24 protein-coding genes are annotated in these 22,955 nt (G+C 56.0%); 21 read left to right on the top strand and 3 right to left on the bottom strand.

Annotated elements, in window-relative coordinates; translation table 11 throughout:
• Window positions 1-117: 117 nt before the first annotated feature.
• Window positions 118-1,152, bottom strand: coding sequence for a tetratricopeptide repeat protein (locus tag W02_RS11565; RefSeq protein WP_173047834.1), 1,035 nt, complete (start codon window positions 1,150-1,152; stop codon window positions 118-120).
• A gap of 15 nt (window positions 1,153-1,167) precedes the next feature.
• On the bottom strand, window positions 1,168-2,655 hold the full coding sequence (locus W02_RS11570) for an FAD-dependent thymidylate synthase (RefSeq protein ID WP_197741999.1): 1,488 nt from the start codon (window positions 2,653-2,655) through the stop codon (window positions 1,168-1,170).
• A 137-nt stretch (window positions 2,656-2,792) separates the two neighbouring features.
• Here W02_RS11570 and hisS point away from each other — a divergent pair, with 137 nt between their 5' ends.
• The 8 genes from hisS to W02_RS11610 all read left to right on the top strand — a co-directional run bounded on the left by hisS (window position 2,793) and on the right by W02_RS11610 (window position 13,652).
• Entirely contained in the window at window positions 2,793-4,049 is a 1,257-nt protein-coding gene (hisS, locus tag W02_RS11575) for a histidine--tRNA ligase (protein ID WP_173047836.1), read from the top strand.
• Window positions 4,050-4,163: 114 nt separating this feature from the next.
• Window positions 4,164-4,484: a DsrE family protein gene (locus tag W02_RS11580; RefSeq protein WP_173047838.1), complete on the top strand. Its 321-nt coding sequence runs from the start codon at window positions 4,164-4,166 to the stop codon at window positions 4,482-4,484.
• 71 nt (window positions 4,485-4,555) lie between these two features.
• Window positions 4,556-4,843 carry a hypothetical protein gene (locus W02_RS11585; protein WP_173047840.1) on the top strand — a complete coding sequence of 96 codons (288 nt, stop codon included), beginning with the start codon at window positions 4,556-4,558 and terminating at the stop codon, window positions 4,841-4,843.
• 545 nt (window positions 4,844-5,388) lie between these two features.
• Window positions 5,389-6,732 (top strand): chromosomal replication initiator protein DnaA, encoded by a 1,344-nt coding sequence (gene dnaA, locus W02_RS11590; RefSeq protein ID WP_173047842.1) that lies wholly within the window; start codon window positions 5,389-5,391, stop codon window positions 6,730-6,732.
• A gap of 25 nt (window positions 6,733-6,757) precedes the next feature.
• Window positions 6,758-7,885: a DNA polymerase III subunit beta gene (dnaN, locus tag W02_RS11595; RefSeq protein WP_173047844.1), complete on the top strand. Its 1,128-nt coding sequence runs from the start codon at window positions 6,758-6,760 to the stop codon at window positions 7,883-7,885.
• A gap of 50 nt (window positions 7,886-7,935) precedes the next feature.
• Complete coding sequence (gyrB, locus tag W02_RS11600; protein WP_173047846.1) at window positions 7,936-10,425, top strand: DNA topoisomerase (ATP-hydrolyzing) subunit B; 2,490 nt, start codon at window positions 7,936-7,938, stop codon at window positions 10,423-10,425.
• Window positions 10,426-10,561: 136 nt separating this feature from the next.
• On the top strand, window positions 10,562-13,036 hold the full coding sequence (gyrA, locus tag W02_RS11605) for a DNA gyrase subunit A (RefSeq protein ID WP_173047848.1): 2,475 nt from the start codon (window positions 10,562-10,564) through the stop codon (window positions 13,034-13,036).
• A 46-nt stretch (window positions 13,037-13,082) separates the two neighbouring features.
• On the top strand, window positions 13,083-13,652 hold the full coding sequence (locus W02_RS11610; RefSeq protein WP_173047850.1) for a hypothetical protein: 570 nt from the start codon (window positions 13,083-13,085) through the stop codon (window positions 13,650-13,652).
• Here W02_RS11610 and W02_RS11615 read toward each other — a convergent pair.
• Window positions 13,649-14,122, bottom strand: a complete 474-nt coding sequence (locus W02_RS11615) for a DciA family protein (protein ID WP_173047852.1) — start codon at window positions 14,120-14,122, stop codon at window positions 13,649-13,651. The two genes, W02_RS11610 and W02_RS11615, sit on opposite strands and share 4 nt — an antisense overlap.
• A gap of 57 nt (window positions 14,123-14,179) precedes the next feature.
• On the opposite strand from W02_RS11615, the gene smpB reads away from it, so the two are divergent.
• The 13 genes from smpB (at window position 14,180) to W02_RS11680 (ending at window position 22,950) form a co-directional block, all read left to right on the top strand.
• Window positions 14,180-14,647, top strand: a complete 468-nt coding sequence (smpB, locus tag W02_RS11620; protein ID WP_173047862.1) for an SsrA-binding protein SmpB — start codon at window positions 14,180-14,182, stop codon at window positions 14,645-14,647.
• 423 nt (window positions 14,648-15,070) lie between these two features.
• The gene (locus W02_RS11625) at window positions 15,071-15,955 is read left to right on the top strand and encodes a pirin family protein (RefSeq protein WP_173047864.1); all 885 of its coding nucleotides are present in this window, start codon (window positions 15,071-15,073) and stop codon (window positions 15,953-15,955) included.
• 67 nt (window positions 15,956-16,022) lie between these two features.
• On the top strand, window positions 16,023-16,709 hold the full coding sequence (locus W02_RS11630; RefSeq protein ID WP_197742000.1) for a DsbA family oxidoreductase: 687 nt from the start codon (window positions 16,023-16,025) through the stop codon (window positions 16,707-16,709).
• A 3-nt stretch (window positions 16,710-16,712) separates the two neighbouring features.
• Window positions 16,713-17,123 carry a VOC family protein gene (locus W02_RS11635; RefSeq protein WP_173047866.1) on the top strand — a complete coding sequence of 137 codons (411 nt, stop codon included), beginning with the start codon at window positions 16,713-16,715 and terminating at the stop codon, window positions 17,121-17,123.
• A gap of 34 nt (window positions 17,124-17,157) precedes the next feature.
• Window positions 17,158-17,526, top strand: a complete 369-nt coding sequence (locus W02_RS11640; protein ID WP_173047868.1) for an ester cyclase — start codon at window positions 17,158-17,160, stop codon at window positions 17,524-17,526.
• A gap of 58 nt (window positions 17,527-17,584) precedes the next feature.
• Window positions 17,585-18,457, top strand: coding sequence for an MBL fold metallo-hydrolase (locus W02_RS11645; RefSeq protein ID WP_173047870.1), 873 nt, complete (start codon window positions 17,585-17,587; stop codon window positions 18,455-18,457).
• Window positions 18,458-18,508: 51 nt separating this feature from the next.
• A complete protein-coding gene (locus W02_RS11650; RefSeq protein ID WP_173051461.1) occupies window positions 18,509-19,150 on the top strand; it encodes an NAD(P)-dependent oxidoreductase in 642 nt (213 codons plus the stop codon).
• Window positions 19,151-19,236: 86 nt separating this feature from the next.
• Window positions 19,237-19,395, top strand: a complete 159-nt coding sequence (locus W02_RS11655) for a hypothetical protein (protein WP_173047873.1) — start codon at window positions 19,237-19,239, stop codon at window positions 19,393-19,395.
• On the top strand, window positions 19,392-20,312 hold the full coding sequence (gene pqqB / locus W02_RS11660) for a pyrroloquinoline quinone biosynthesis protein PqqB (RefSeq protein ID WP_173047875.1): 921 nt from the start codon (window positions 19,392-19,394) through the stop codon (window positions 20,310-20,312). The genes W02_RS11655 and pqqB overlap by 4 nt, the downstream gene beginning before the upstream one ends.
• Complete coding sequence (pqqC, locus tag W02_RS11665; RefSeq protein WP_173047877.1) at window positions 20,309-21,088, top strand: pyrroloquinoline-quinone synthase PqqC; 780 nt, start codon at window positions 20,309-20,311, stop codon at window positions 21,086-21,088. The genes pqqB and pqqC overlap by 4 nt, the downstream gene beginning before the upstream one ends.
• Complete coding sequence (gene pqqD / locus W02_RS11670) at window positions 21,057-21,338, top strand: pyrroloquinoline quinone biosynthesis peptide chaperone PqqD (protein WP_173047878.1); 282 nt, start codon at window positions 21,057-21,059, stop codon at window positions 21,336-21,338. The genes pqqC and pqqD overlap by 32 nt, the downstream gene beginning before the upstream one ends.
• Window positions 21,335-22,438: a pyrroloquinoline quinone biosynthesis protein PqqE gene (pqqE, locus tag W02_RS11675; protein ID WP_173047879.1), complete on the top strand. Its 1,104-nt coding sequence runs from the start codon at window positions 21,335-21,337 to the stop codon at window positions 22,436-22,438. The genes pqqD and pqqE overlap by 4 nt, the downstream gene beginning before the upstream one ends.
• Window positions 22,435-22,950, top strand: a complete 516-nt coding sequence (locus W02_RS11680) for a permease (protein WP_173047880.1) — start codon at window positions 22,435-22,437, stop codon at window positions 22,948-22,950. Before pqqE ends, W02_RS11680 begins: the two co-directional genes overlap by 4 nt.
• Window positions 22,951-22,955 lie beyond the last annotated feature (5 nt).

The following is a 22,955-nucleotide window of genomic DNA, read 5'->3' on the forward strand; positions in this document are numbered from 1 at the left end:
GTATCTGCTGTTGTCTCAGGCGTTTCAGCAACGGCTCCGGAACGTTCTTAATAACCAAATTGACCATGGCTTCGTTTCCAAGGATGCTAAACCGGATGCTGTTATTTCGACAGCCTGCTAATCCCCGACCCGCCCTTCCTGAAACAGTTGATTCATGATGGCGTTTTTCTTATCGGGATCCTGGTAGTACTTGAGCGCCTTGGCATAGTTGTCCATCGCGCTTTCCGGCTTTCGCCGTTGTGCATAGTATTCGGCAATACCGTGGTACGCTCTCGCATCCTGTTCGTTCGCCTTCAGTCCTCGGTTGAACGCCTCGAACGCATCTTGTAAGTGACCTTTCCGTAGCGAGATCCAGCCTAGCGCCGTGTGTGCGGGGCCGAAGTCGGGATCGGCTTGTAACGCATCTCCGAACTCCTTCTGCGCCAGATCCATGCGGCTGCGGGTTTCGTAGAGGCTGCCGAGTGCGAAGTGCACTTCCGCATCATTGGGATTCAGGCGCAAGGCTTCTTTGTACGCTTGCACCGCCGGCTCCAATTTTCCCTGTTCGGCAAGCGCGCAAGCCAGATTGGCATGCGCCAGGCTGTCCAGCGGGTTGAGTTTGATGACCTCGCGATATTGCGGAATCGCCATTTCCAGGCGGCCCTGTTCCTGATAGGCCACGCCAAGATTGGACCGGGCCGGGGCAAAAGCGGGATCAAGCCGTACTGCCTCACGATATTCCTTGATCGCCATCTCCGGATGCCCGGCACGTTCATGGATCTGCGCCAGGAAGTAATGGGGATAGACCGACGCAGAATTCAGTTGAGCGGCTTGCTTGTAGGCGTGGATCGACTGTTCGGACTGACCTGACTGAGCGAGGAACAGGCCCGCCAGCAGATGTGCGGAGGATTCGTCGGGGTGCGTCGCCGCAATATCTTCGATCCATTCTTTGACGGAGGCGATATCATGCGGTTCCTGTAGTGACTTCGCATGGATCGACCACGCCTCGGCGAACTGCCCCTTGACCAAATGGACGACGTTGAGCGCAAAGTTCGGACGAGGGTCCGGCGTGCCTGATGGAGTCAGGCTTATCCATGCTTTCGCCTCCCGAGAGGCTTCGTCCCAATCTCCGCGAAGCAGCGCAGCCTCGCACCGTGCCTGATGCTCGCTCATGGATATCGGTCCCGGCTATCGGGTCAATGTATCTTCAATATCCGGGGAGGTCGCCTGCATATGGTGGCCCAGCGACGGATACCGCTCAGTGAGTTTTTGCTTCATGTGCCATGCGATGGCCCGATAGGACCAGTGCCCCTTCACCCCGGATCGTAGTTTGGCGATATACTCGGCCTCGGCAAAATCCATTTTGAACAGACAGCGGACTTTGCATCCAAACGGAATCGCATAAAGAGCCGCCTCCGCACTGACTTTCTTCAGCCGTTCGATGTCGGACAACACCACGTCCATCGCTTGCCGATATTCATCTGCAAGTCCGGCTTGCACGAGCGGCGGTGGGACGTCATAGCCGTGCACGGTCGTGAAGTTCTGCTGAATCTGCTGGCACCGGCGATGCCGGTGCATGTCTCGCCATCCTCCGATATCCATCAACACGTCGAAGATGAACGCGTAGCCGCTCCGGAATTCTTTTATTAACTCATCATATGGGCCGCGACTGCCCAGCGCCACCGCCATCGTGTCCTGCTTTTTCTTCTCTGACCAGTTCCGCACTTCGGCCAGAATTTTTCGATACGGCGCTTGAGACACCCGATACAGGAGCGTGGCAATGGTTTCGTCAACAGGATCGTGTAGATCAATGAGATCGACCGACTCCTGTTTTCCCCATGAGGCTGGTTGATCGAGATCGGTCCCTTTGAGCGCCTCTTTGGCATAACGGGAAAGGTCGCTGTAGACGCCGGCCTGATATTCGTTGGCCTTCGCATGACGCGCCAGGGTTGGAGCCATGGGCTCGTTCAACCCCGCGGACTGTCCGGAGAGTTCCCCCCACACGTTCATCGGAGGTCGCAGGCAGGCATCCTTCAACTCTTCTCCGATCATCCGCAGTTCAGGCAACTGCGAGGAGAGCAGACGTGTAATTTGCTTCTCCAGGGTCCTGATGCTGACGACTTGCCCTACGTTGGTGCGGGATGCCAAGGGGAGAAGGTATCGCGTCGCATCGAAGGCTCGAGCGGCGATCGTCCGCTGATATTCCGCTGCTTTCATGTCCTGTGGACAGGGTTCTCGATTGGACAGAAAGGTCACGAGGGGCTCATGCAACTGCCGATAGATTTCTCCAAGGCTTCGAAGCACACCCAGGTAGGTACCTTCTGTTTCACTTCCATGAATCGCATCCGGCACATACCAGCCGCTGGACGCGAAGTTCTGGTACCGGCTGGACTTGGCCTGCCCGTCCCATACCGGTTCGTCTTCGAGCCTGACAGCGGCCAGTTCGGTAATATCTTCAAAACACACGATCACGTGGCCAAGATCGGCAATGGAGGCATGGCCGTAATCGAAGTAAAACTGCTCCCAGAATTTCTCCGACGAATGTCCATGGACCCACTTGATACTGTTTTCGATCGAATCGGGAGACCGGCTGTAGCGCGCCAGCGCATAGGCGGATTTCTCCGGAGGCATCGGCGCCACGGCAATGACACGACGGGCTGGACGGTCGGCGCTCATTTGGACTCCGCCAAAGAAAGAACGGCACTATAGCCCTCCGTTCATGTCCGTGCAAGCGCATCGCGTTGACTTGCCAGCAAAGCCGCCGTTATAGTCCGCTCGCATCGAGATTTGGCTCAACGAAACGGCACTCCTCAATGATCAAGGGCATCAAAGGCGTCAAAGATATCCTTCCCGAAGACTCCGCTCGCTGGAGGTTCATCGAAAACGCCGCGAGGCGATGGGGCGATTGCTATGGTTTCCGAGAGATACGCATTCCAATCTTCGAACTCACCACGCTGTTCGCTCGCAGCATCGGCGCGACCACCGACATTGTCGAAAAGGAGATGTACACCTTTCCCGATCGTGACGGCACGTCTTTGACGCTTCGCCCTGAGGGGACGGCCGGGACTGTGCGGGCGTTCATCGAACACAATCGTGGCGCAGATCCTATCCCGCAGAAGTATTTTTATCTTGGTCCGATGTTCAGGCACGAACGCCCCCAGGCCGGACGTCTACGGCAATTCCATCAGTTCGGTGTGGAATATTTCGGCACGCAGGACCCCCGGGCCGATGTCGAGGTCATTTCATTGCTGTGGCGGTTTCTATCCGACCTGGCGCTGCCGGCGCTCACCCTGGAGATCAACAGCCTGGGGAGCAGTTCGGATCGCGCAGCCTATTTGCCGGTGCTAGTGGCCTTTCTCAAGAAGAAGGCCGGACAGCTCTGCGAAAATTGTCGGCGACGCATCGACACGAACCCGCTACGTGTCCTGGACTGCAAAGTGCCTGAATGCCGCATGGCAACCGAGGATGCTCCTCAGCTGGTGGCACATTTGTCGCCGGAGGCCAAGGATCATTTTGATCGAGTTCTGACAGGCCTCACAGCCCTGGGTATTCCCCACCATCTGAATCCCAGACTCGTTCGGGGGCTGGACTACTATTGTTTTACCGCGTTCGAAATCACGTCATCGCACCTTGGCGCGCAGAACGCTGTTGGTGCAGGTGGACGCTACGACGGATTGGTCGAGGTCTTGGGAGGTTCCCCGACTCCAGCCATCGGCTTTGCAACTGGTTTGGAACGCATTTCTCTCATGTTGCCGGACCAGCGTCTTCCTGATGCAGGTCCTTCTGTCTATGTGGCAGCGTTCGGAGCAGAAGGTTCACGAGCGGGAGTGATACTTCTCGACGAACTGCGCCGGGCCGGAGTACCGGCGCAATCCGACTATCGCTCTACGACCTTGAAGGCGCACCTCCGCCAAGCCGATCGCAGTCACTGTCTCTATGCCATCCTTCTTGGCGACGATGAAATTCAGCGAGGTTCAGCCCCTGTTCGCAATATGCTGACCAAGGAACAACAAGACATCGCTCTTCCAGACCTTCCACACTATTTTCACCAACTTCAAGCCCCATCATAAACTGCAGTTTTTTCGTGTTGACTTCCTTCCGTAAAACTCGTACGCTCGCGCTCAAATGTTAATGTAACCATTTGATTATTAATAAGAACTTTCTTTGTGTTCTTCTTTTGAAAGATGGCATCACGTAAACTTGGACTCTTGTTATCCACAGGCCCTTCTCAGCCTAATGTGAATGCGGTGGTCCGTGTCTGTGAGGCCGCTCTCCGACAGGGAATTGATGTGTATCTCTATCTCATCGATGAAGGCGTGAAAAGCCTGCCGGATGTGAGATTTACGAGCCTCATCGATAATGGACTGAAGATGTCGGTGTGCGCATACGGCTGCCATCAGCATGGGGTATCGACTGGGGACCTGGATTCGCGCATTTCTTTGTCCGGACTTGTCGTGCTTTCCGGCATCATCGACGGGTGTGATCGCTTTCTGGCATTTACATAGAGACAGACTTCCTTGTGTCGAAAAAAATTGCCGTTGTCATAACCGAAGATCCCACGAAGTCACATCGACCCGTGGAAGCATTGCGGATCGCTCTTGGGCTGTGTGCGGGAGACCATGACACCAGCGTGGTCCTACTCGGCAAGTCCTCTGTTCTCGTCGGGGAAGACATCGACGATGTGGTGGACGTCGATATTCTTGAAAAATGCCGTCCCTCCCTGGCGCGACTTGGCGTTCCGTTTTTCGTAGAATCTGGTTCCGAAACATTACGATTGCAAAATAGGTTCCTCGTGACAGGCAAAGATCCTTTAGAAATACGTACGTTTCTCGCATCTGTTGACCAGGCAATCATTTTTTCATGAACAAGATTCTTTACCTTTTGAGACGTCGCCGGGAATCTATCGACAAGTCGCTATTCGACTTTTCTGATGCTGTTGGCGAGATGGTTTTCTTACGTGACAGCGGTGGTATTTCCCCGTCATTGCTGGTTACGGACATTTCAGGAGCGGAATCTTCAATATCGTATGATGATCTCGTGAGAAAAATTTACGAAAACGATAGGACTATCGTGGTGTGAACTGTCCTTCTTCTCCGAAGATATGTCTAGAAGAAGAGAAGAGTCGTAGTGAACGGAGTAAGAGTAAGAGCTGTGAATTCTGAGGATGCTCTACAAGCCATTGAAGATGAGGAAATATTTTTTAGTGTGTCGTGTGGACAATGAAGGGGAAAAGTTATGGACGGCCATTGGGCAGCCCGTTCATAACCCTGTGCTGTCCAGACAATGACATGGGAACGGCCATTCTTTGTATTGGCAAGAGTTATGGTCTTAGGGAAAGATTGCAGGAGATTGGATACAAGTTATCCACAGTTGTGAATAAGTCTGTGTATGGGAATGGACACAAGAACCATGACAGCATCGACGGTATGGCAGGAAGCTCTGGCATACATTCAGGGTAAGGTTCCAAAACAGGTTTATGATACGTGGTTTACGCCGGTTCACCTCGAGCGGATTGAGGACATGACGGCGCACATCGCGGTCCCTAATAAGTTCTTTGGCGACTGGCTTAGTCAACATTATGGTCCTCTCCTGAAAGAGGCGGTCTCTACTGCTCGGGGCGGTGGTGAAACTTCTGTGGCGTTTGTCGTGTTCAGCCGGCTCTCGGCAAAGAACGAGGATCAGGCCGCCCCCTATCACGTAGTGAAACAAGCCGCTCAGGTGAAACCGCGGCGCGGGATTCAACTGAATCCGAAATATACGTTCAAGAATTTCGTTGTCGGGGCTGGGAATCAATTTGCTCATGCTGCATGTATGGCTGTGGCCGAACAACCGGCCAAAGCGTATAACCCGTTGTTCATTTATGGGGGGGTCGGACTTGGGAAGACGCATTTGCTGAATGCGATTGCGAACCATGTCGCTGAAAGAACTGATCTCAGGATCGCATATTTGACGACCGAGCAATTTACCAATGAGGTCATCAATTCAATACGCTACGACAAGATGATGGATCTCAGGAAACGGTACCGTCACATCGATATGCTCATGATCGATGACATTCAGTTTTTAGCTGGGAAAGAGAGGACACAAGAAGAGTTTTTCCATACCTTCAATGCCCTGTATGAGGCCCATAAGCAAATCGTCCTCTCCAGCGACCGATTTCCAAAGGAGATGCCGGACATCGAAGAACGGTTGCGGTCCCGTTTCGAATGGGGGTTAATTGCCGACCTTCAGCCTCCAGATGTCGAAACGCGCATCGCCATCCTCCGGAAGAAATCGGAAGACGAAGGCGTGACGTTGCCGGAGGATGTCATACAATTTCTGTCCACGACGATGAAAAGCAACATCCGTGAGTTGGAAGGGTCGCTCGTTCGGCTGGGGGCGTATGCGTCCCTGACGGGGCAAACCATCACGCTGGAGATGGCGAAAAATGTGCTGCGTGATCTCATTGGCGACAAGAAAAAAATCGTGGCGATGGAAGATATACAGGAAACGGTCAGCTCGTGGTTTCACGTGAAAGTTGCAGATCTGAAATCACGGCGGCGGAGCAAAACGCTCGTTCACCCGCGTCAGATTGCCATGTATCTGTGTCGGGAATTGACGGATGCGTCGTATCCGGAAATCGGCCGTCTGTTCGGAGGCAAAGACCACACAACAATCATCCATGCCTGCCGCCAGATCACCAAGGCCAGGGAGCAGGACAACGCGTTGCAGGCAACACTGGACGGCTTGAAGGAAAAGATCCTTCGCAATTGAGCGGGTGGAGGGGAGACTGGGGATTATGAAAGTGAAAATGGGTCGCGATGAGCTCCTGACCGGGCTCCAACGGGTACAGGGCGTTGTTGAGAAGCGGAACACGATGCCGATCCTCTCGAACATTCTGATCGAAGCCAAACAGGAGGGAGCCGAAATCGTCGCCACCGACCTTGAGATCGGTATGAGGGGTCTGTACAAAGCGTCGGTTCAGCAGGCCGGAGGGATCACCGTCTCTGCGCGCAAGCTGTATGAGATCGTGAAAGAAGTGCCGACCGGAGATATCGAGTTGACGTCAGGAGACAATCACTGGACGACGATCCAAGCCGGAAAGAGCCAATTCAAGATCGTGGGCCTTCCGAGTTCCGATTACCCGGCTCTGCCGACCATTGAGCGCGAGGGGTTGACCCCCTTGGCCGGCGCCGGATTGTTGGAATTGATCCGCAAGACGTTGTTCGCGGCCGGAGACAATGACGCCCGGTATATTTTGAACGGTCTGCTCGTCACGCTGATCACATCGGAAAAGAAAACGACCTTGCGGCTCGTGGGCACCGATGGGCATCGGTTGGCCGTGGCGGAACAAGACCTTGGCAAGTCTGGAGTCAAGGGGGCGCCTCAAGAGATCAAGGCGATTATTCCGAAGAAGGCGGCCCATGAAATGCGGCGTCTCCTCGAAGAAGGCGGAGACAGCGAACCCTTGATCGGGTTTACGAAAAATCTGATGATCTTCCGCAAGAGCGGATTGCTCCTGACGTCTCGATTGATGGAAGGGAATTATCCCAACTATCAGCAGGTCATCCCCAAAGAGAGTAACCGGAAGATCATGGTCAACCGGTTGGAGCTTGAGAGTGCACTCCGCAGGGTCTCGGTGCTGTCCAAGGACAAGGCTAACGCCGTAAAATTGTCCTTCACGGCGGGGCGCATGAGCCTCTTCTCCAGCAATCCGGATTATGGTGAAGCCACCGAAGATTTGCCCGCGCAATATGACGGCGAGGCGCTGAACACGGGATTCAATGCCCGGTATTTGCTGGATGTCCTGAGTGTCATGGATGGCGAAAAAGTTTCGCTGCAGATGGATAATCCGCTGAGTCCATGTCTGATCCAGGAATCGGAGACGCCAGGGTTTCGGTGCGTGGTCATGCCGATCAAGATCTGACGTACCGCGGCAGCTTGTCCGAAGGTCTGTCCCTATCACGTAGGAGACGAATGGCGACGAAAGAATCCGACGACACCTCTCAACACCCTCGCGACGTCAAATCCGATAGCTATAGTGCCGACCAGATCAAAGTCTTGGAGGGGCTCGAAGCCGTTCGCAAGCGGCCGGCGATGTACATTGGCAGCACGGGTGTGGATGGCTTGCACCACCTCGTGTACGAGGTCGTCGATAACAGTGTCGATGAGCACATGGCCGGATTCGGCGAATCGATCGAGGTGATGATCCACATCGACGGCAGCGTCACCGTCATCGACAACGGCCGGGGCATTCCTACCGGAATGCACCCGACTCAAAAAAAATCCGCCGCAGAAGTCGCGCTCACCGTCTTGCATGCGGGAGGAAAATTCGAACAGGGGGCCTATACTGTCTCCGGCGGTCTCCACGGTGTCGGGATCTCCGTCGTCAACGCGCTGTCCGAATGGTTGGAATTGGAAATCTGGCAGGACGGACTGGTATTTGAACAGCACTACGAACGGGGCAAGCCCGGGGCGCCCTTGAACAACACGGGAAAAACGAAACGTCGAGGAACCCAAGTCCGCTTCAAGCCAGACGGGCAGGTTTTTGAAACGCTGGAATTCAGTTTTGACGTGCTCGCGCAACGGCTTCGGGAACTTGCCTTTCTGAACAAAGGGCTGACGATCACCCTCAAGGACGAACGGCGAGAACCGGCCAAGGAACAGGTCTTTCTCTACAAGGGGGGTATCGTCTCGTTCGTCGAGCATCTGAACGAAGCGAAGACGCCGCTCCACAAGCCGATTTATGCCAAGGTTGAACGATCCGAGATGATCATGGAAGTCGCTCTCCAGTACAACGACAGCTACGCGGAAAACCTTTTTTCGTTCGCCAACAACATCAATACCAAAGAAGGCGGCACGCATCTGGTGGGATTTAAAGCGGCCCTGACCAGAACGATCAATAATTACGCCAATGCCAATGAGTTGCTGAAGAAAGATACCGAATCACTCACCGGAGACGACGTTCGAGAAGGATTGACGGCGGTCATCAGCGTCAAAGTGCGGAATCCGCAGTTCGAAGGTCAGACGAAAGCAAAGCTCGGCAACAGCGAGGTCAAAGGTGTCGTCGAGGCCGCGGTGAATGAAGCGCTTGGGACGTATTTCGAAGAGAACCCTCCGGTCGCCCGTAAGATCATCGGCAAAGCCATCGATGCCGCCAGGGCCCGCGAGGCTGCCCGGAAAGCCAAAGACCTTATCCGTCGCAAGAGCGCGCTCGACGGAGGTTCGCTCCCGGGAAAACTTGCCGACTGCTCGGAAAAAGATCCGGCGGTCAGCGAACTGTATATTGTCGAGGGAGATTCGGCCGGCGGGTCAGCCAAACAAGGACGGGATCGGAGGTTCCAGGCGATTCTGCCTCTTAAGGGGAAGATCCTCAATGTCGAGAAGGCGCGATTCGATAAGATGCTGACGAGCGACGAAATCCGCACGCTCATCATGGCGCTTGGAACGGGCATCGGCCGCAAGCGTGAGGAGGGTGACAAGGCGGATAAAGACACCTTCGACATTGCGAAAGCGCGGTACCACAAGATTATTCTCATGACCGATGCGGATGTGGACGGGAGTCATATCCGCACCCTTCTGCTCACCTTCTTCTTCCGCCAAATGCCCGAATTGCTGGAACGCGGTTATATCTACATCGCTCAACCTCCCCTCTTCAAGGTGAAAAAGGGGAAGGCGGAGCGGTATCTGAAGGACGAAGGCGCATTAAACGAACACCTGGCGGACCTCGCCGTCGAGGAAGTGGAGTTGTATGTCGAAGGGGCGCAGGAGTTCGTCACAGGGCGCCGCGTACTGCCGGTCCTGAAAAAAATGATCGCGTTCGAGACGCTGGTGGCCCGGTTGAATAAGCGGATGCCTGAGGCAGCGATGCTGCGCGCCTTTGTCGACGAACCGGGACTGGACCGTGATCTCCTCAAGGATCGTGCGGCGTTGGAGGCGACGGTGGCAAGTGTGAAGCGGACGCTGGCGCTCGTGTTTCCCAAACTGGAAGCGGCAATCGATATTTCCCCGGACGAAGAACATCAATCGAACAAGGTCACCTGCCGGCTCCAGGCAAACGGGGCCCTGTACACTCTGGACATTACGCACGAAGTGGTGGGTTCGGCGGATTTCCGCGAGCTCCAGAAGTTGGCTCCCTCAGCGATAGGATTAGGCCGGGTCCCCTACAGGTTGAAGGCAAAGGGCCAGGAGCTTCAACAGCACTCTACGGCTGAAGTGGTCCGGACAATTCTGGATGTCGGCAAACAAGGCTTGAGCATCCAGCGCTACAAAGGTCTCGGCGAAATGAATCCGGAGCAGCTCTGGGACACGACCATGAATCCGGAGGTCCGTACCCTCTTGAAGGTCCGGCTCGAAGATGTGACCGGTGTCGACGAGATCTTTACGATTCTGATGGGAGACGAAGTGGAACCTCGACGGAACTTCATCCAAGCGCATGCCCTCGAGGTGAGAAATTTGGACGTATAGCGGGTCCCGTCACACGTAGGAGACCGTCCGTCCTCGCACCCCGCCCGGTGTAGGGACCCCGCTGCGGGCGGGCGGGTCTCCTACGCGTGTGCCACCCGCTGCAGTCCTGTGAGAGAAATGGAGAAAAGAGAAGGATATGCCCCCTGATGAACGCCTAGGCCAGATTGCCATCGAAGACGAAATGCGATCGTCCTATCTTGATTACGCGATGAGCGTGATCGTCGGTCGGGCGCTCCCGGACGTGCGGGACGGCCTCAAGCCGGTCCACCGGCGCATTCTCTTCGGCATGAACGAAATGGGGTTGGTGCATAACCGGACCTACCGAAAGTCCGCCAAGATCGTTGGCGAGATCATGGGCAACTACCATCCTCATGGTGATTCGGCCATTTACGACACGTTGGTCCGCATGGCTCAGGATTTCAACATGCGGTATCCCCTGGTGGACGGGCAGGGCAACTACGGGTCCATGGACGGCGATTCGCCGGCGGCCATGCGCTATACCGAGGCGCGCATGACGAAGCTTGCCGAAGAATTGCTCGCCGATATCGACAAGGAGACGGTGGATTTCGGACCGAACTACGACGAATCGAGACAGGAGCCGTTGGTCCTTCCGACGAAAGTACCGAACCTGTTAATCAACGGAGCCGGCGGTATTGCAGTGGGCTATGCGACGAACATTCCCACCCACAACCTGGGCGAGGTCGTCGCGGGGTTGTTGCTGTTACTGGAACATCCCGACGTTACCGTGGCGAAGTTGATGGAGAAAATTCCTGGCCCTGATTTTCCGACTGCCGGATTCATCTACGGCCTCAGCGGGATCAAAGAGGCGTATGAAACCGGACGTGGACTGCTGAAACTCCGCGCGAAGGTGGTCATCGAATCGGACGGACGGACGGATCGGGAACGCCTCATCGTTACCGAGATCCCCTACCAGGTCAACAAGGCGAGATTGATCGAGAAGATCGCGGAGCTCATCCAGGAGGACCGGATCAAAGGCATCTCCGACCTCCGCGACGAGTCCTCTGCCCGCGAAGGCGTGCGAGTCGTGATCGAACTGAAGCGAGGGGAAATTCCGCTCGTCGTGTTGAACAATCTGTACAAGCATACTCAGCTTGAGACGACCTTCGGTGTCATCATGCTCGCGCTGGTCAACAACCGGCCGGAGGTCCTGAACCTGAAGCAGATCCTCCACTATTTTCTCGAGCACCGCCGCGAGGTGGTCGTGCGCCGGACCGCCTTCGAGCTCCGCAAAGCGGAGGAACGCGCCCACATTCTCGAAGGACTCAAGATCGCGCTCGACAATCTGGACGCGGTCATCGCGTTGATCCGTCGTGCGCAGTCGCCTGACGAAGCCAGGGTCGGGTTGATCAGACAGTTCGCGCTGAGCGAGATCCAGGCGAATGCGATTCTGGACATGCGGTTACAGCGGCTCACTCAGTTGGAACGCACGAAACTGGTCGAGGAATATGCCGAAGTGCTGAAGCAGATCGAATATCTAAAGTCCGTGCTGGGCAGTGAGGCCCTCGTCCGGAAGATCATCAAGGACGAACTGACGGAACTCCTTGAGACATACCGTGATGATCGTAGAACCCAGATCGTCAAAGAAGAAGGAGAGATCAATATCGAAGATCTCATCGCGGAGGAGGAAGTCGCCGTCACGATTTCCCATGCCGGGTATATTAAACGGAACGCGGCTTCGCTCTACCGCGCCCAACGCCGGGGCGGCAAGGGCAAAATCGGCATGGGCATCAAGGACGAAGACTTCGTGGAAACCCTCTTCACGGCTTCGACCCATGACGCGCTTCTCTTCTTTACCGATGCCGGGAAGGTGTTCTGGTTGAAGGTGCACGAAATCCCGGAAGCCAGTCGGGCTGCGAAGGGCAAGGCGCTGGTCAATCTTCTTGCCCTATCGGGAACGGAAAAGGTGACGGCGACGCTTCCCGTGAAAGAGTATCGTGAAGATCGCTACGTCATCATGGCGACCAAGAGAGGTATCATTAAGAAAACGGAGCTGTCGGCCTACAGCAATCCCAGGCAGGGCGGGATTATCGCGCTGGGGCTGGAAGAAGGCGACAAATTGATCGCCGTCCATGTGACTGACGGCCAGCGGGAAATACTCTTGGGCACCAAGCAGGGCATTACGATCCGCTTTAAAGAAGACGAAGTCAGACCGATGGGCCGTACGGCGTACGGCGTCAAGGGCATCACCCTCGAAGAGGGAAACGAGGTGATCGGGATGGAGACCATCAGGCCGGATTCCACCACGGCCATTCTGACTGTGACAGAGGGGGGCTACGGAAAGCGGACGCCCGTCACGGAGTATCGTGTTCAGGGACGGGGCGGCAAAGGCATCATCAGCGTGAAGACGACGGAGCGGAACGGGCTGGCGATTGCGTTTCTGCAAGTGCGAGACGGTGACGAGATCATGCTCATGGCTGCCCAAGGCAAGGTACTTCGATGCACGGTCGACGACATCAGAGAAATCGGCCGCAATACGCAGGGCGTCCGTATACTGGATCTTGAAGGAGAGGACGACCGCGTGGTCGCCGTCGCGAGGCTCGCAGAGACGGTTGAACGCGATGAAGCGGCCCCGGAAGATACGGGAGTGTAACCGGCAGAATCCTAATCGGCCCTTCCTGCCATGAGCGCCTCTTTCCATGAGCGATCCACACAACCCAGCTCCGGCTGCGGGCAAAACGAAGCCGCTCGACACGGTGGTCAAACTGGCCCTGATGGTCTTCTTCGGGTCCTTTGGCCTGATTTGGGGCGGCATGTATCTCAGCCGGCCCGATCGGTCGATCCCTCCTTATAGTATCGGTTCGCAGGAGGGCACTGCCGTTGCGATCCATGTCCCTGCCTGGACCAGTGACACCGAAATTCAGACACTGATCGAACGCTTCAGGAAGGTCGGTCACGAGACCAGAAACTTTGGGCCGATGAAGATCAGACCGACGACACCCGATGATCCAAAGGGACGGTACCGGAACATGACCATCTATATCTTTACCCATGAAGCTTGGGCCGAAGCTTCCATTCTTCATCAATATGTGGTCGGCGTGGATCGTGAAGTGCGAGACGGGTTCCGACGTGCAATGCGAGGTTTGTACCGGTTGACGGAAACAGAAGAGGAGGGCAGGATAGGTCCTCTCGTCGACGGACCCGATTCGGCGGCGACCGCCGCCTATTCACGACAGTTGTTCAAGGATCGCCTGACTCCCTTGCCCTAAGAGGTCTGACGGGATAGCGCCGTTGCGATCACGCGAGTCAGATGGTCGCGAAGCTCCGGGTCGTTCACCGTCTGCGTGTGCATCGAGGCTTCGAGGACCATCGATTCACTGGGTAGGGTTGGATCCATCCCGTGAACGACTAAAGAGTCGTGAGACATTCCCAGTGGAATGTCACCGACCCGGAAGGTGATATCTGTGATCAGGGGCGCCCCCGTCTGCTCGTTGAGCTTAGCCAAGAGAGCGGGTTTTAGAAACGTCAATTGTTGGAGCCAGACGGAATTCCTTACGAGAACCGACAATTTCTTGAAACGAAGGTGATGGGGCCAGGTATGCAAAGCCATTGGCTCTCCGACGATGTCCCGCCACCGACGTTGCAAGCGCATTTCGAAGAGGTGGGTATCGAGCCCGAGCCGCTTGGAAAGTGTCGTGAGGATCGCGCCGAACGGATCAAGAGTTCCCTGTGCGCGCATGGACGGATCTTAGGCTCTGATTCCCCGCCGGTCAAGTAGCGCGAAGACAAGATCCATATGAAGAACGATGATGCTGGAAAACCGGTGGCGACGAATCGGAAGGCCTTTCACGAATACTTCATCGAGGAAAAGTTCGAAGCCGGCATTGTCCTCCAAGGAACGGAGGTAAAATCTCTCCGCAACGGCAGGGTCAATCTTCAGGACAGCTACGCCTCGGTTCGTGAGGGAGAGGCATTTCTTCATCACTGCCATATCAGCCCCTACAGCCACGGCAACATCATGAACCACGATCCCATCCGCGTGCGGAAACTGTTGCTCCATAAAAAGGAGATCAACAAGCTCCTTGGGAAGACTCAGCAGAAGGGTCTGACGCTGATCCCGCTTCGCATCTACTTCTCGAAACGCGGGCACGCAAAGGTGGAGTTAGGCTTGGCAAAAGGCAAGAAGCTCTATGACCGGCGTGAGTCGATCAAGGCCCGAGAGGCCGGTCGAGAGGTCGAACGGGCGATCAAAGACCGCAAATAGCCGGTCGCATTCCCACCCTGCATAACTTTTCCGGGACACAGCCTGGTTCTTCCATAGCGCAGGGCTTTTCCCCCTTCACCGCTCACCCTGTAAAATTGTCCCACGGCCCATGAAAGGCCGCCCAACCGGGCCCCTTGACTCTGGTTCTAACTAGAACTATCTTGAACGGAGGAAGATGGCGGGGCTTTCATGAAGAAATCGGATGGTCGGACAGTGAGCTGGTACGTTGCCATCTCTCATCCTAGTGCGTAGAGGTTTCCAGGCTGCTATGGTGGGTTTGAAATGAGCGGAGGGGATTCTGCGGGCAGCTCCAGCTGCATAACGGTCGGCAACAGGGAAAAGACAGGGAAAAGACAGGGAAAAGACAGGGAAAAGACAGGGAAAAGATACGCTCGCCAATATGACTGCAAGGAGGTATCCAAGATGACGACGCATACGATAGCCGAAAAATCCGTTCATGGCGTGTATCAACCAGGCTCGAGCCATATGGTGGGCGACGGCTTTCCAGTGAGAAACCTGTTTCCCAGCAACGATCTCGATCGGCAGCTCAGCCCGTTTTTGATGTTGGACTATGCGGGTCCCCACTATTTCTCTCCGACCGATCAGCCGAGGGGTGTGGGGGAACATCCCCACAGAGGCTTTGAGACCGTCACGATTGTCTACGAGGGAGTCGTTGCGCACAGAGACTCCGCTGGTAATGCTGGGACCATCGGTCCGGGAGACGTCCAGTGGATGACCGCGGCATCCGGTGTCGTACATGAAGAATTTCACGAAAAGGAGTTTGCGCGTAAAGGCGGAACGCTCCATGCCATCCAACTGTGGGTGAATTTGCCGCAGCGGTTCAAGATGTCTGCACCGGCGTATCAGACCATTGTGGACGCTCAAATTCCTGTGGTGGATGTGGGGGGCGGCGCCGGCCGGTTGCGCATCATTGCCGGAGCGTACGAAGGACGAACGGGGCCTGCGCATACCATGACACCGGTGGAATTGTTCGACCTTGAGATCGGGAGCGGCCGTGATCTGACACTGACCCTGCCCGAGGGGCATCAGGCTGGGATTTTTGTCCTGAGCGGACGGGTCACCTCCAATCGGTCGCACGAAGCGGGCGAAGCTGAATTAATCGTGTTCGATCGGGTCGGTTCCGCGGTGACGATTCATGCAAAGGAGAACAGTCGATTGCTGATCATGGCTGGTGAACCGATCGAGGAGCCGATCGCTCGATACGGACCGTTTGTCATGAACACGAGAGCGGAACTGCAACAGGCGGCTCGGGACTATCAATCGGGAAAAATGGGCCACTTGTCGTGAGCCGTGTCGTGCGTTTCAGGATAGAGGTCATGTCTCACGGCCTGGACGTGAACGCCGAGGAGGACCGGTGAAAACAGCCTCGTCAGAATTCCATATCGATATTTATTCTGATGTGGTGTGCCCCTGGTGCTATGTCGGAAAGCGCCGCCTGGAAAGGGCATTGAAGTTGAAGCAGGCTGCGGGCGACCTCCGGCCCACGATCGCCTGGCGGCCGTTTCAATTGAACCCGACGATGCCGGAAGGCGGCGTCGACCGGCGGGCGTACCTGGAGGCGAAATTCGGCAGCATGGAGGCGTTCGAGCAAATGGAGGGACACGTCGTGGAAGCCGGGCGATCCGAGCAGATTGATTTCAGGTTCGATTCGATTGCTCGGACCCCCAATACGGCTCTCGCGCACCGGTTGATCTGGTACGCCGGGACACAACGGAAGCAAGAGCTCATGGTCGAGACGCTCTTTCGCGCATATTTCGAAGAGGGTTGTGATATCGGTGCACGGCCCGTCCTCGTGAGTTTGGCCGACCGTGCCAAGATGGACGCGGGGAGCGTGCAACGAGTATTGGACACCGATGAAGGTCTATCGGAAGTTCGAGCCGAGGAAGCAGCAGGTCATCGCCTGGGTATTCGGGGTGTGCCGTACTTCGTGCTCGATCACGCCTATGGTTTGTCCGGGGCTCAACCGGTTGAGCGGTTTCTCTCGGCGTTTGAGGCTGTCAAGGCCAAGGCCGGTGCCGGTTCATCCGGCAGAGAGGAGTGAGAGATGCCAGTCCAAGTATACGGATGTAACCATGTGGTCATAGAAGTAACCGACGCCAAGAAGGCGGTCAAGTTTTACTCGGATGTCTTCGGTCTGAAGATGTTGAAAGGTGGAGAAGGAGCGGCTTGGTGCAAGCTTGGAGAGCATCAGTTCATGGCGATCTTCGAGGTGGAGACATTACAGCCGGATCGTGTGAAGCACTTTGGTTTGATGGTTCGCGATGCCGCGCAGATTAAAGAGGTACGGAGCAAGTTGACTAAAAAATATAAGCTCAAATTGCATCCGGATTTTCGGTGTGACTTTCGGGACCCTTGGGGAAACCGCATTCAGGTCGGCGACCTGTCCGATGAGTCGTTGGTGTGGCTCCTCCCCTATCAGGAAGTGCAAAAGGCCGGCGTGACGTTCACGCCGTGATTTGACTACAGGGCGGCAAAATGGAGGTGACACGATGAGCATGGGTAATCTTGCACAGCGGCTTCAGGACCTTCACAATCACATCAGGCAAGGGAAAGTCATAGAAGCCATGAACGAATTTTACGACAACGACACCGTTATGCAGGACAACGCCAATCCGCCGACCAAGGGACTGGCCGCAAATATCGAACGCGAAAGGCAGTTCTTGAGCGGCGTCAAGGAATGGAAGGGTTTCAACGTCACGGCGTCCGGCATCGGCGACAACACGACGTTCTATGAAGCCGTGATGGATTTTATAGCCACGAACGGCCAGCCGGTCCATATGGAACAGGTTTCGGTCGCCAGGTGGAAGAACGGGAAGATTGTCCACGAACGGTTTTATTACGATACCGGGAAGAAATAATGGTTGCGGTCTGATGGTCATCGCCGTTCCAAAAGTCGTTCCCCATAAGGAATCATTCGTGTCTGCCATAAAATGGATGGCTGCTATTCTGATCTGCGGAGCCCTAGCGGTTCACGCGCCGCGCGCGGAGGCGCAGACATCCCGTCCCGATGACGAGATCACCAAACTGACCGAACACGTGTATCTATTCCGGCATCAGTTCCACCAGTCGGCGTTCATCGTTACCAACCAAGGGGTAATCATCACCGATCCGATTAGCCGGGAAGCGGCCGAATGGCTGAAACCGGAACTGAAAAAGCTGACCGATCATCCGGTGCGTTACGTGGTCTATAGCCACGACCATGCGGATCACATCACGGGGGGTCAGACATTTGCCGACACAGCGACGTTTATCAGTCACTGGGCAGCTCGTAAGGCGATAGCGAATGGTTCGCGATCCGACACTCCCCTTCCCGACCTGACGTTCACCGATAAGATGTTCATCGACCTGGGGGGGCAGCACGTCGAATTGATCTACACGGGGAAGAATCACTCTGACAACAGTCTGGTGGTTCTTGTCCCGCAGGACAGACTGCTCTTTGCGGTCGACTTCATTCCGGTGGAAACGGTGGCGTACCGGACGATGCGAAGTGATTACCCCGACGATTGGATTGAGTCGCTCAAACAGGTCGAACAGCTGGATTTCGATGTGCTTGTCCCAGGACATGGGAAGATCGGCAAGAAAGAACACGCAAGGCAGTTCAGGCGGTATTTGGAAGATCTTCGAGCAGCGGTGCAAAGCGCGCTGACTGCGCGTATGGGTCTTGAAGAAGCCAAACAGCGCATTCGTCTCCCGCAATATGAAGCGTGGCAACGGTATGATGACTGGTTTCCAGAGAATGTCGAAGGCATGTATCGATATTTGAGCGAGCGTCAGAAAGCAGCTCCTTAATCCCGTTGATCCTTGGTTCCCATGTGCCGGTCGTCCGTTGGAGATGAGATGATGAAAATCGCATTGATTGGGGCGACCGGGTTTGTGGGAAAGGCCATTCTCAAGGAAGCGCTAGACCGCGGCCACGAAGTTACCGCCATCGCCCGTGATCCCTCTAAGATCGCATCTCACGGCCGTCTCCATCTGCAGGCCTGCAATGTGATGGAGGTCGAGTCAGCCGCTAAGGCGGTTCAAGGCCATGAAGCCGTGATTAGTGCCTTCAACCCGGGATGGAGGCAGTCTGATCTTTACGAACAGCAAGTCAAAGGCACGCGTTCCATTATTGAGGGAGTGAAGCGATCCTCTGTGAAACGGTTGTTGTTCGTCGGCGGCGCCGGCAGTCTTGAGGTGAAGCCGGGAATTCAGTTGGTCGACGGGCCCCAATTTCCTGCTGAGTATAAGCAAGGAGCCTTGGCGACCCGCGAGGCTCTCGCCTTACTCCGTCAAGAAGCGGGGCTGGAATGGACATTTCTCTCTCCGTCCGCCGATCTGTTTCCCGGCACGCGGACCGGGCGATACCGGATTGGAAGAGATCAGCTGCTGAAAAACGAAGAGGGACAAAGCCGTATTTCGGTCGAAGATTACGCCAAGGCCATGGTTGATGAGGTTGAACGGCCTGCACACGTCAGACAGCGGTTCACCGTCGGCTATTGAACAGTGAGCAAGGTCGACCGTTGAGGATTGCCGGGAGTCAATGACGGACCACGGTTTTCACGATGGATTCGGGGAGGAGGGAACGTATGATGACGCCATGGGAAAAGCCTGTGTTCACAGAAGTGAGAATGGACGCCGAAATTAATGGCTACCAAGACGAGTTTGAGGATGTCCCCGACATCCGGCCCATATCCAGTCAGATTACCGTTGTAGCCCCCGATGACAAGGCCGGATCAGCCGCATGATCGTGAGGGTTCTCGGTTCAGCCGCTGGGGGCGGGTTCCCACAATGGAACTGCGCGTGTCTCAATTGCCAGGGAGTTCGTGACGGATCGGTTCTGGCGGTCGCGCGGACGCAGGAATCTCTCTGCATCGGCACCGGCACCGGCGATTGGTTTATTCTCAATGCCTCCCCCGATATTCATGCCCAGATTGAAGGCTTTCCGCCTCTTCACCCTCGGCAACTACGGCATTCTCCGGTGCAGGCCATTTTCCTGACAAATGGAGATCTCGATCACTGTCTCGGATTGTTTTCATTGCGGGAGAACCACCGTCTTGCGGTCTACGCGACCGATACCGTATGGCGCGGATTCATGGACGACAATCTATTGTGTCGAACGCTTCAGCGATTTCCCGGACAGCTCACCTGGCGGAACGTGAAACCAGGCTTGGAGGAGACGGTCTTATGCATGGATGGACGTCCATCGGGACTGAGCGTACAAGCGATGGCCGTGCCGGGAAAACTTCCGGTCCATCTCGAAGGGCTCGCCTCATCGTCCGATCCGGAGGTCAACATCGGACTAAAGTTCCGGGAGACCGCCAGCAGACGTGTCTTGGCCTATCTTCCTGCCGTCGGAAGTGTTCAACCTTCACTGATGGAATGGTTGCATGATGCGGATCTGATCCTATTCGACGGAACGTTCTGGTCGGAGGACGAGCTGTCCGCATCGGGTATCCTCAAGAAGTCAGCAGCGGATATGGCCCATTGCCCAATTTCAGGACACCATGGAAGCCTTGCCGCGCTTCAGGCCCTGAAAGCAAGGCGCGTGTTCATCCACATCAACAATACCAATCCCATTCTCAGAGAGGATTCGTCCGAGCGCCGGGCGGTCGAAGCCGCTGGATGGGAAGTGGCTCATGATGGGATGGAGATGACGGTATGACGGACGGTCGCCGGGCGGCACTTTCCAGGGACGAGTTCCTTCAGTGGCTGATGCGCGAAGGGTCCAGTCGCTATCATGATCGCCATCCCTACCATACGCTCATGCATAGGGGAGAATTGTCGGCGGATCAACTTCGGCAATGGGTATTGAATCGCTATTACTATCAGACGCGCATTCCCGTAAAAGATGCCCTGATCGTTTCGAAATCGGAAGATCCGCAGTTTCGTCGGCTTTGGCTGCGACGGGTTCAGGATCATGACGGACGAAATCCCGGAGAAGGAGGCCTGGAGTCTTGGTTGCGTCTGGCGAGAGGGGTCGGTTTGGACGTCGACGAAGTCAGGAGCTGTCGTTCCGTTCTACCGGAGGTGCGCGGCGCCTGCGATTCCTATGTAGAGTTTGTGCGGCGAGCCACACTACTCGAAGCCGTGGCCTCCTCTCTGACAGAGTTGTTCGCGCCCGATCTCATGCAGCGTCGCGTGGAAGCGTGGCAACAGCATTATCCGTGGGTCAGCGCCGAGTCGCTGGAATATTTCCGCGCGCGCATGTCTCATGCAGCTCAGGACTCGAAAGAAGGCGTCGAATTCGTAGTCACACAAGCGACGACGTACGACCTTCAGCAGCGCTGCGTCCTGGCTCTCATCACAAAAGCGGACATCTTGTGGAGCATGCTCGACGGTGTGTATCAGGTTTACGTGGGACGTGACCCGTCAAGAAGGGATCACGCGTTGGGGCAAGGACGTGAACATGGCTGGAATGACGTTGAGACCACGGCTTAGCCCCAAAGCTCGCCTTCGTCGGGACCGGCAAACCGGGCGAGACTGGCTGCTCTATCCGGAGAGGGGACTGGATCTGAACCGCACGGGAAGTGAAATCCTTCGGCTGTGCAACGGCAACAGGACGGTTGACGACATTGTCGCGCTCCTGGCTCACGGCCATGGCGACGCGCTTCGGGAGACGATCAACCGGGATGTCCATGCGTTTCTCATCGGTCTGACCAATCGCGGGCTCCTCAGAGGTGCCTCATGACGATGGAACATCGTCCGTACACGTTGATTGCCGAATTGACCTACCGTTGCCCGCTGCGCTGTCCTTATTGCTCGAATCCTGTCGGGCTCGGACATCGGGAGGACGAGATCGATGGCCATACCTGGGTCCGGGTTCTCGAAGAAGCGGAACGCCTGGGGGTCGTACAGGTCAACCTGACCGGCGGTGAGCCGCTGCTCAGACAGGATCTCGAGCGGCTGATCGAACGGGCCGGTCAGCTCGACTTGTATACCAACCTTATCACGAGCGGCATCCCGCTGACGCGCGCTCGCCTCGCCGCCCTGCAGCGGCTCGGCTTGAACGGCGTACAGATCTCGATACAAAGTGCACGCCCGGAGGAGTCAGATCACGTGGCAGGGGCTGAGTCTTTCAATCAGAAACTCGAGGCCATGGGGTGGGCGAAAGAGCTTGGCCTCCCATTGACGGTGAACGTCGTGCTCCATCGCGACAACATCGGGAATGTGACGGAATGTATCGCGCTGGCTGAACACGTATCTGCCGATCGCATCGAACTGGCGAATGCCCAGTACCATGGTTGGGCGTGGCGGAATCGGACATCGCTCCTGCCGACTAAAGAGCAGTTGGAACAGGCTCGAAACGAAGCCCAGCAAGCCAGAAGCCGTCTCCGCGGGACCATGGAAGTGCAGTTCGTCATGCCGGACTACTATTCAGACATTCCTAAATCCTGCCTGAATGGATGGGGGCGCAATTCGATCGTCGTGAACCCTGAAGGACTCGTCCTGCCGTGTCATCTAGCGCATATGCTGCCGGGTCTGAGTTTCGACAACGTCAAACTGCGAAATCTGCATGACATCTGGCATCATTCCTCCGGCTTCAACCGGTACCGGGGAGAGGATTGGATGCCGGATCCTTGTCGGGGTTGCGACCGTCGTCTGATCGACTTCGGGGGCTGTCGTTGTCAGGCCTTTCAGATTGCCGGTGACGCCGGCCTGACAGACCCGGCCTGCTCATTGTCTCCCCATCATCCGCAGATTGTCTCTGCCCGCGCTCAAGCAGACAGCTTGGGCGGAGTGCCGGTGCAATTCGAGTATCGATCAGCACGTGGAATCTCTCACGCGTGAGCCGACGGATGGATGTCAGCACGATTGTCTTGCTCGCCCTCGTCATGGGCATCGGGGTTGCGGCATACCTGAAAGACCATTCGTTGCCCATGGAGGGTCTCGCTGCGGCCGGTCGCCTGCTCGGAAACGTCTGGATAGATCTGGCGTTGGGTTTTCTTATCGCCGGTCTGTTGGACGTGCTGCTTTCTCCGGCAGAGATTACCGCATGGCTTGGAAGCGGGTCCTCTGCTCGTGGAATCATCGTCGGATGGGTTGTGGGTCTGATACTCCCAGGCGGACCGTATCTCCTCTTTCCGGTTGCGGCGAACCTCTTCAAGGCGGGAGCGGCTCCAGGAGCCTTGATCGCGCTGATTACGGCAAAGACCCTGCTGAGTCCCATCCGTATCCTGACGTACGAAGCTCCACTCTTGGGCTGGCAGCTGACCATTGCCAGGTGTGTTCCCGCGCTCTGCGTCCCGCCGATCATGGGACTGCTTGGTCAATGGATCTTCGATGCACTGGAAAAGAAATGAAAAGC

Origin of the sequence: Nitrospira sp. KM1, from assembly GCF_011405515.1 — a bacterium.
Taxonomy (GTDB): domain Bacteria; phylum Nitrospirota; class Nitrospiria; order Nitrospirales; family Nitrospiraceae; genus Nitrospira_C.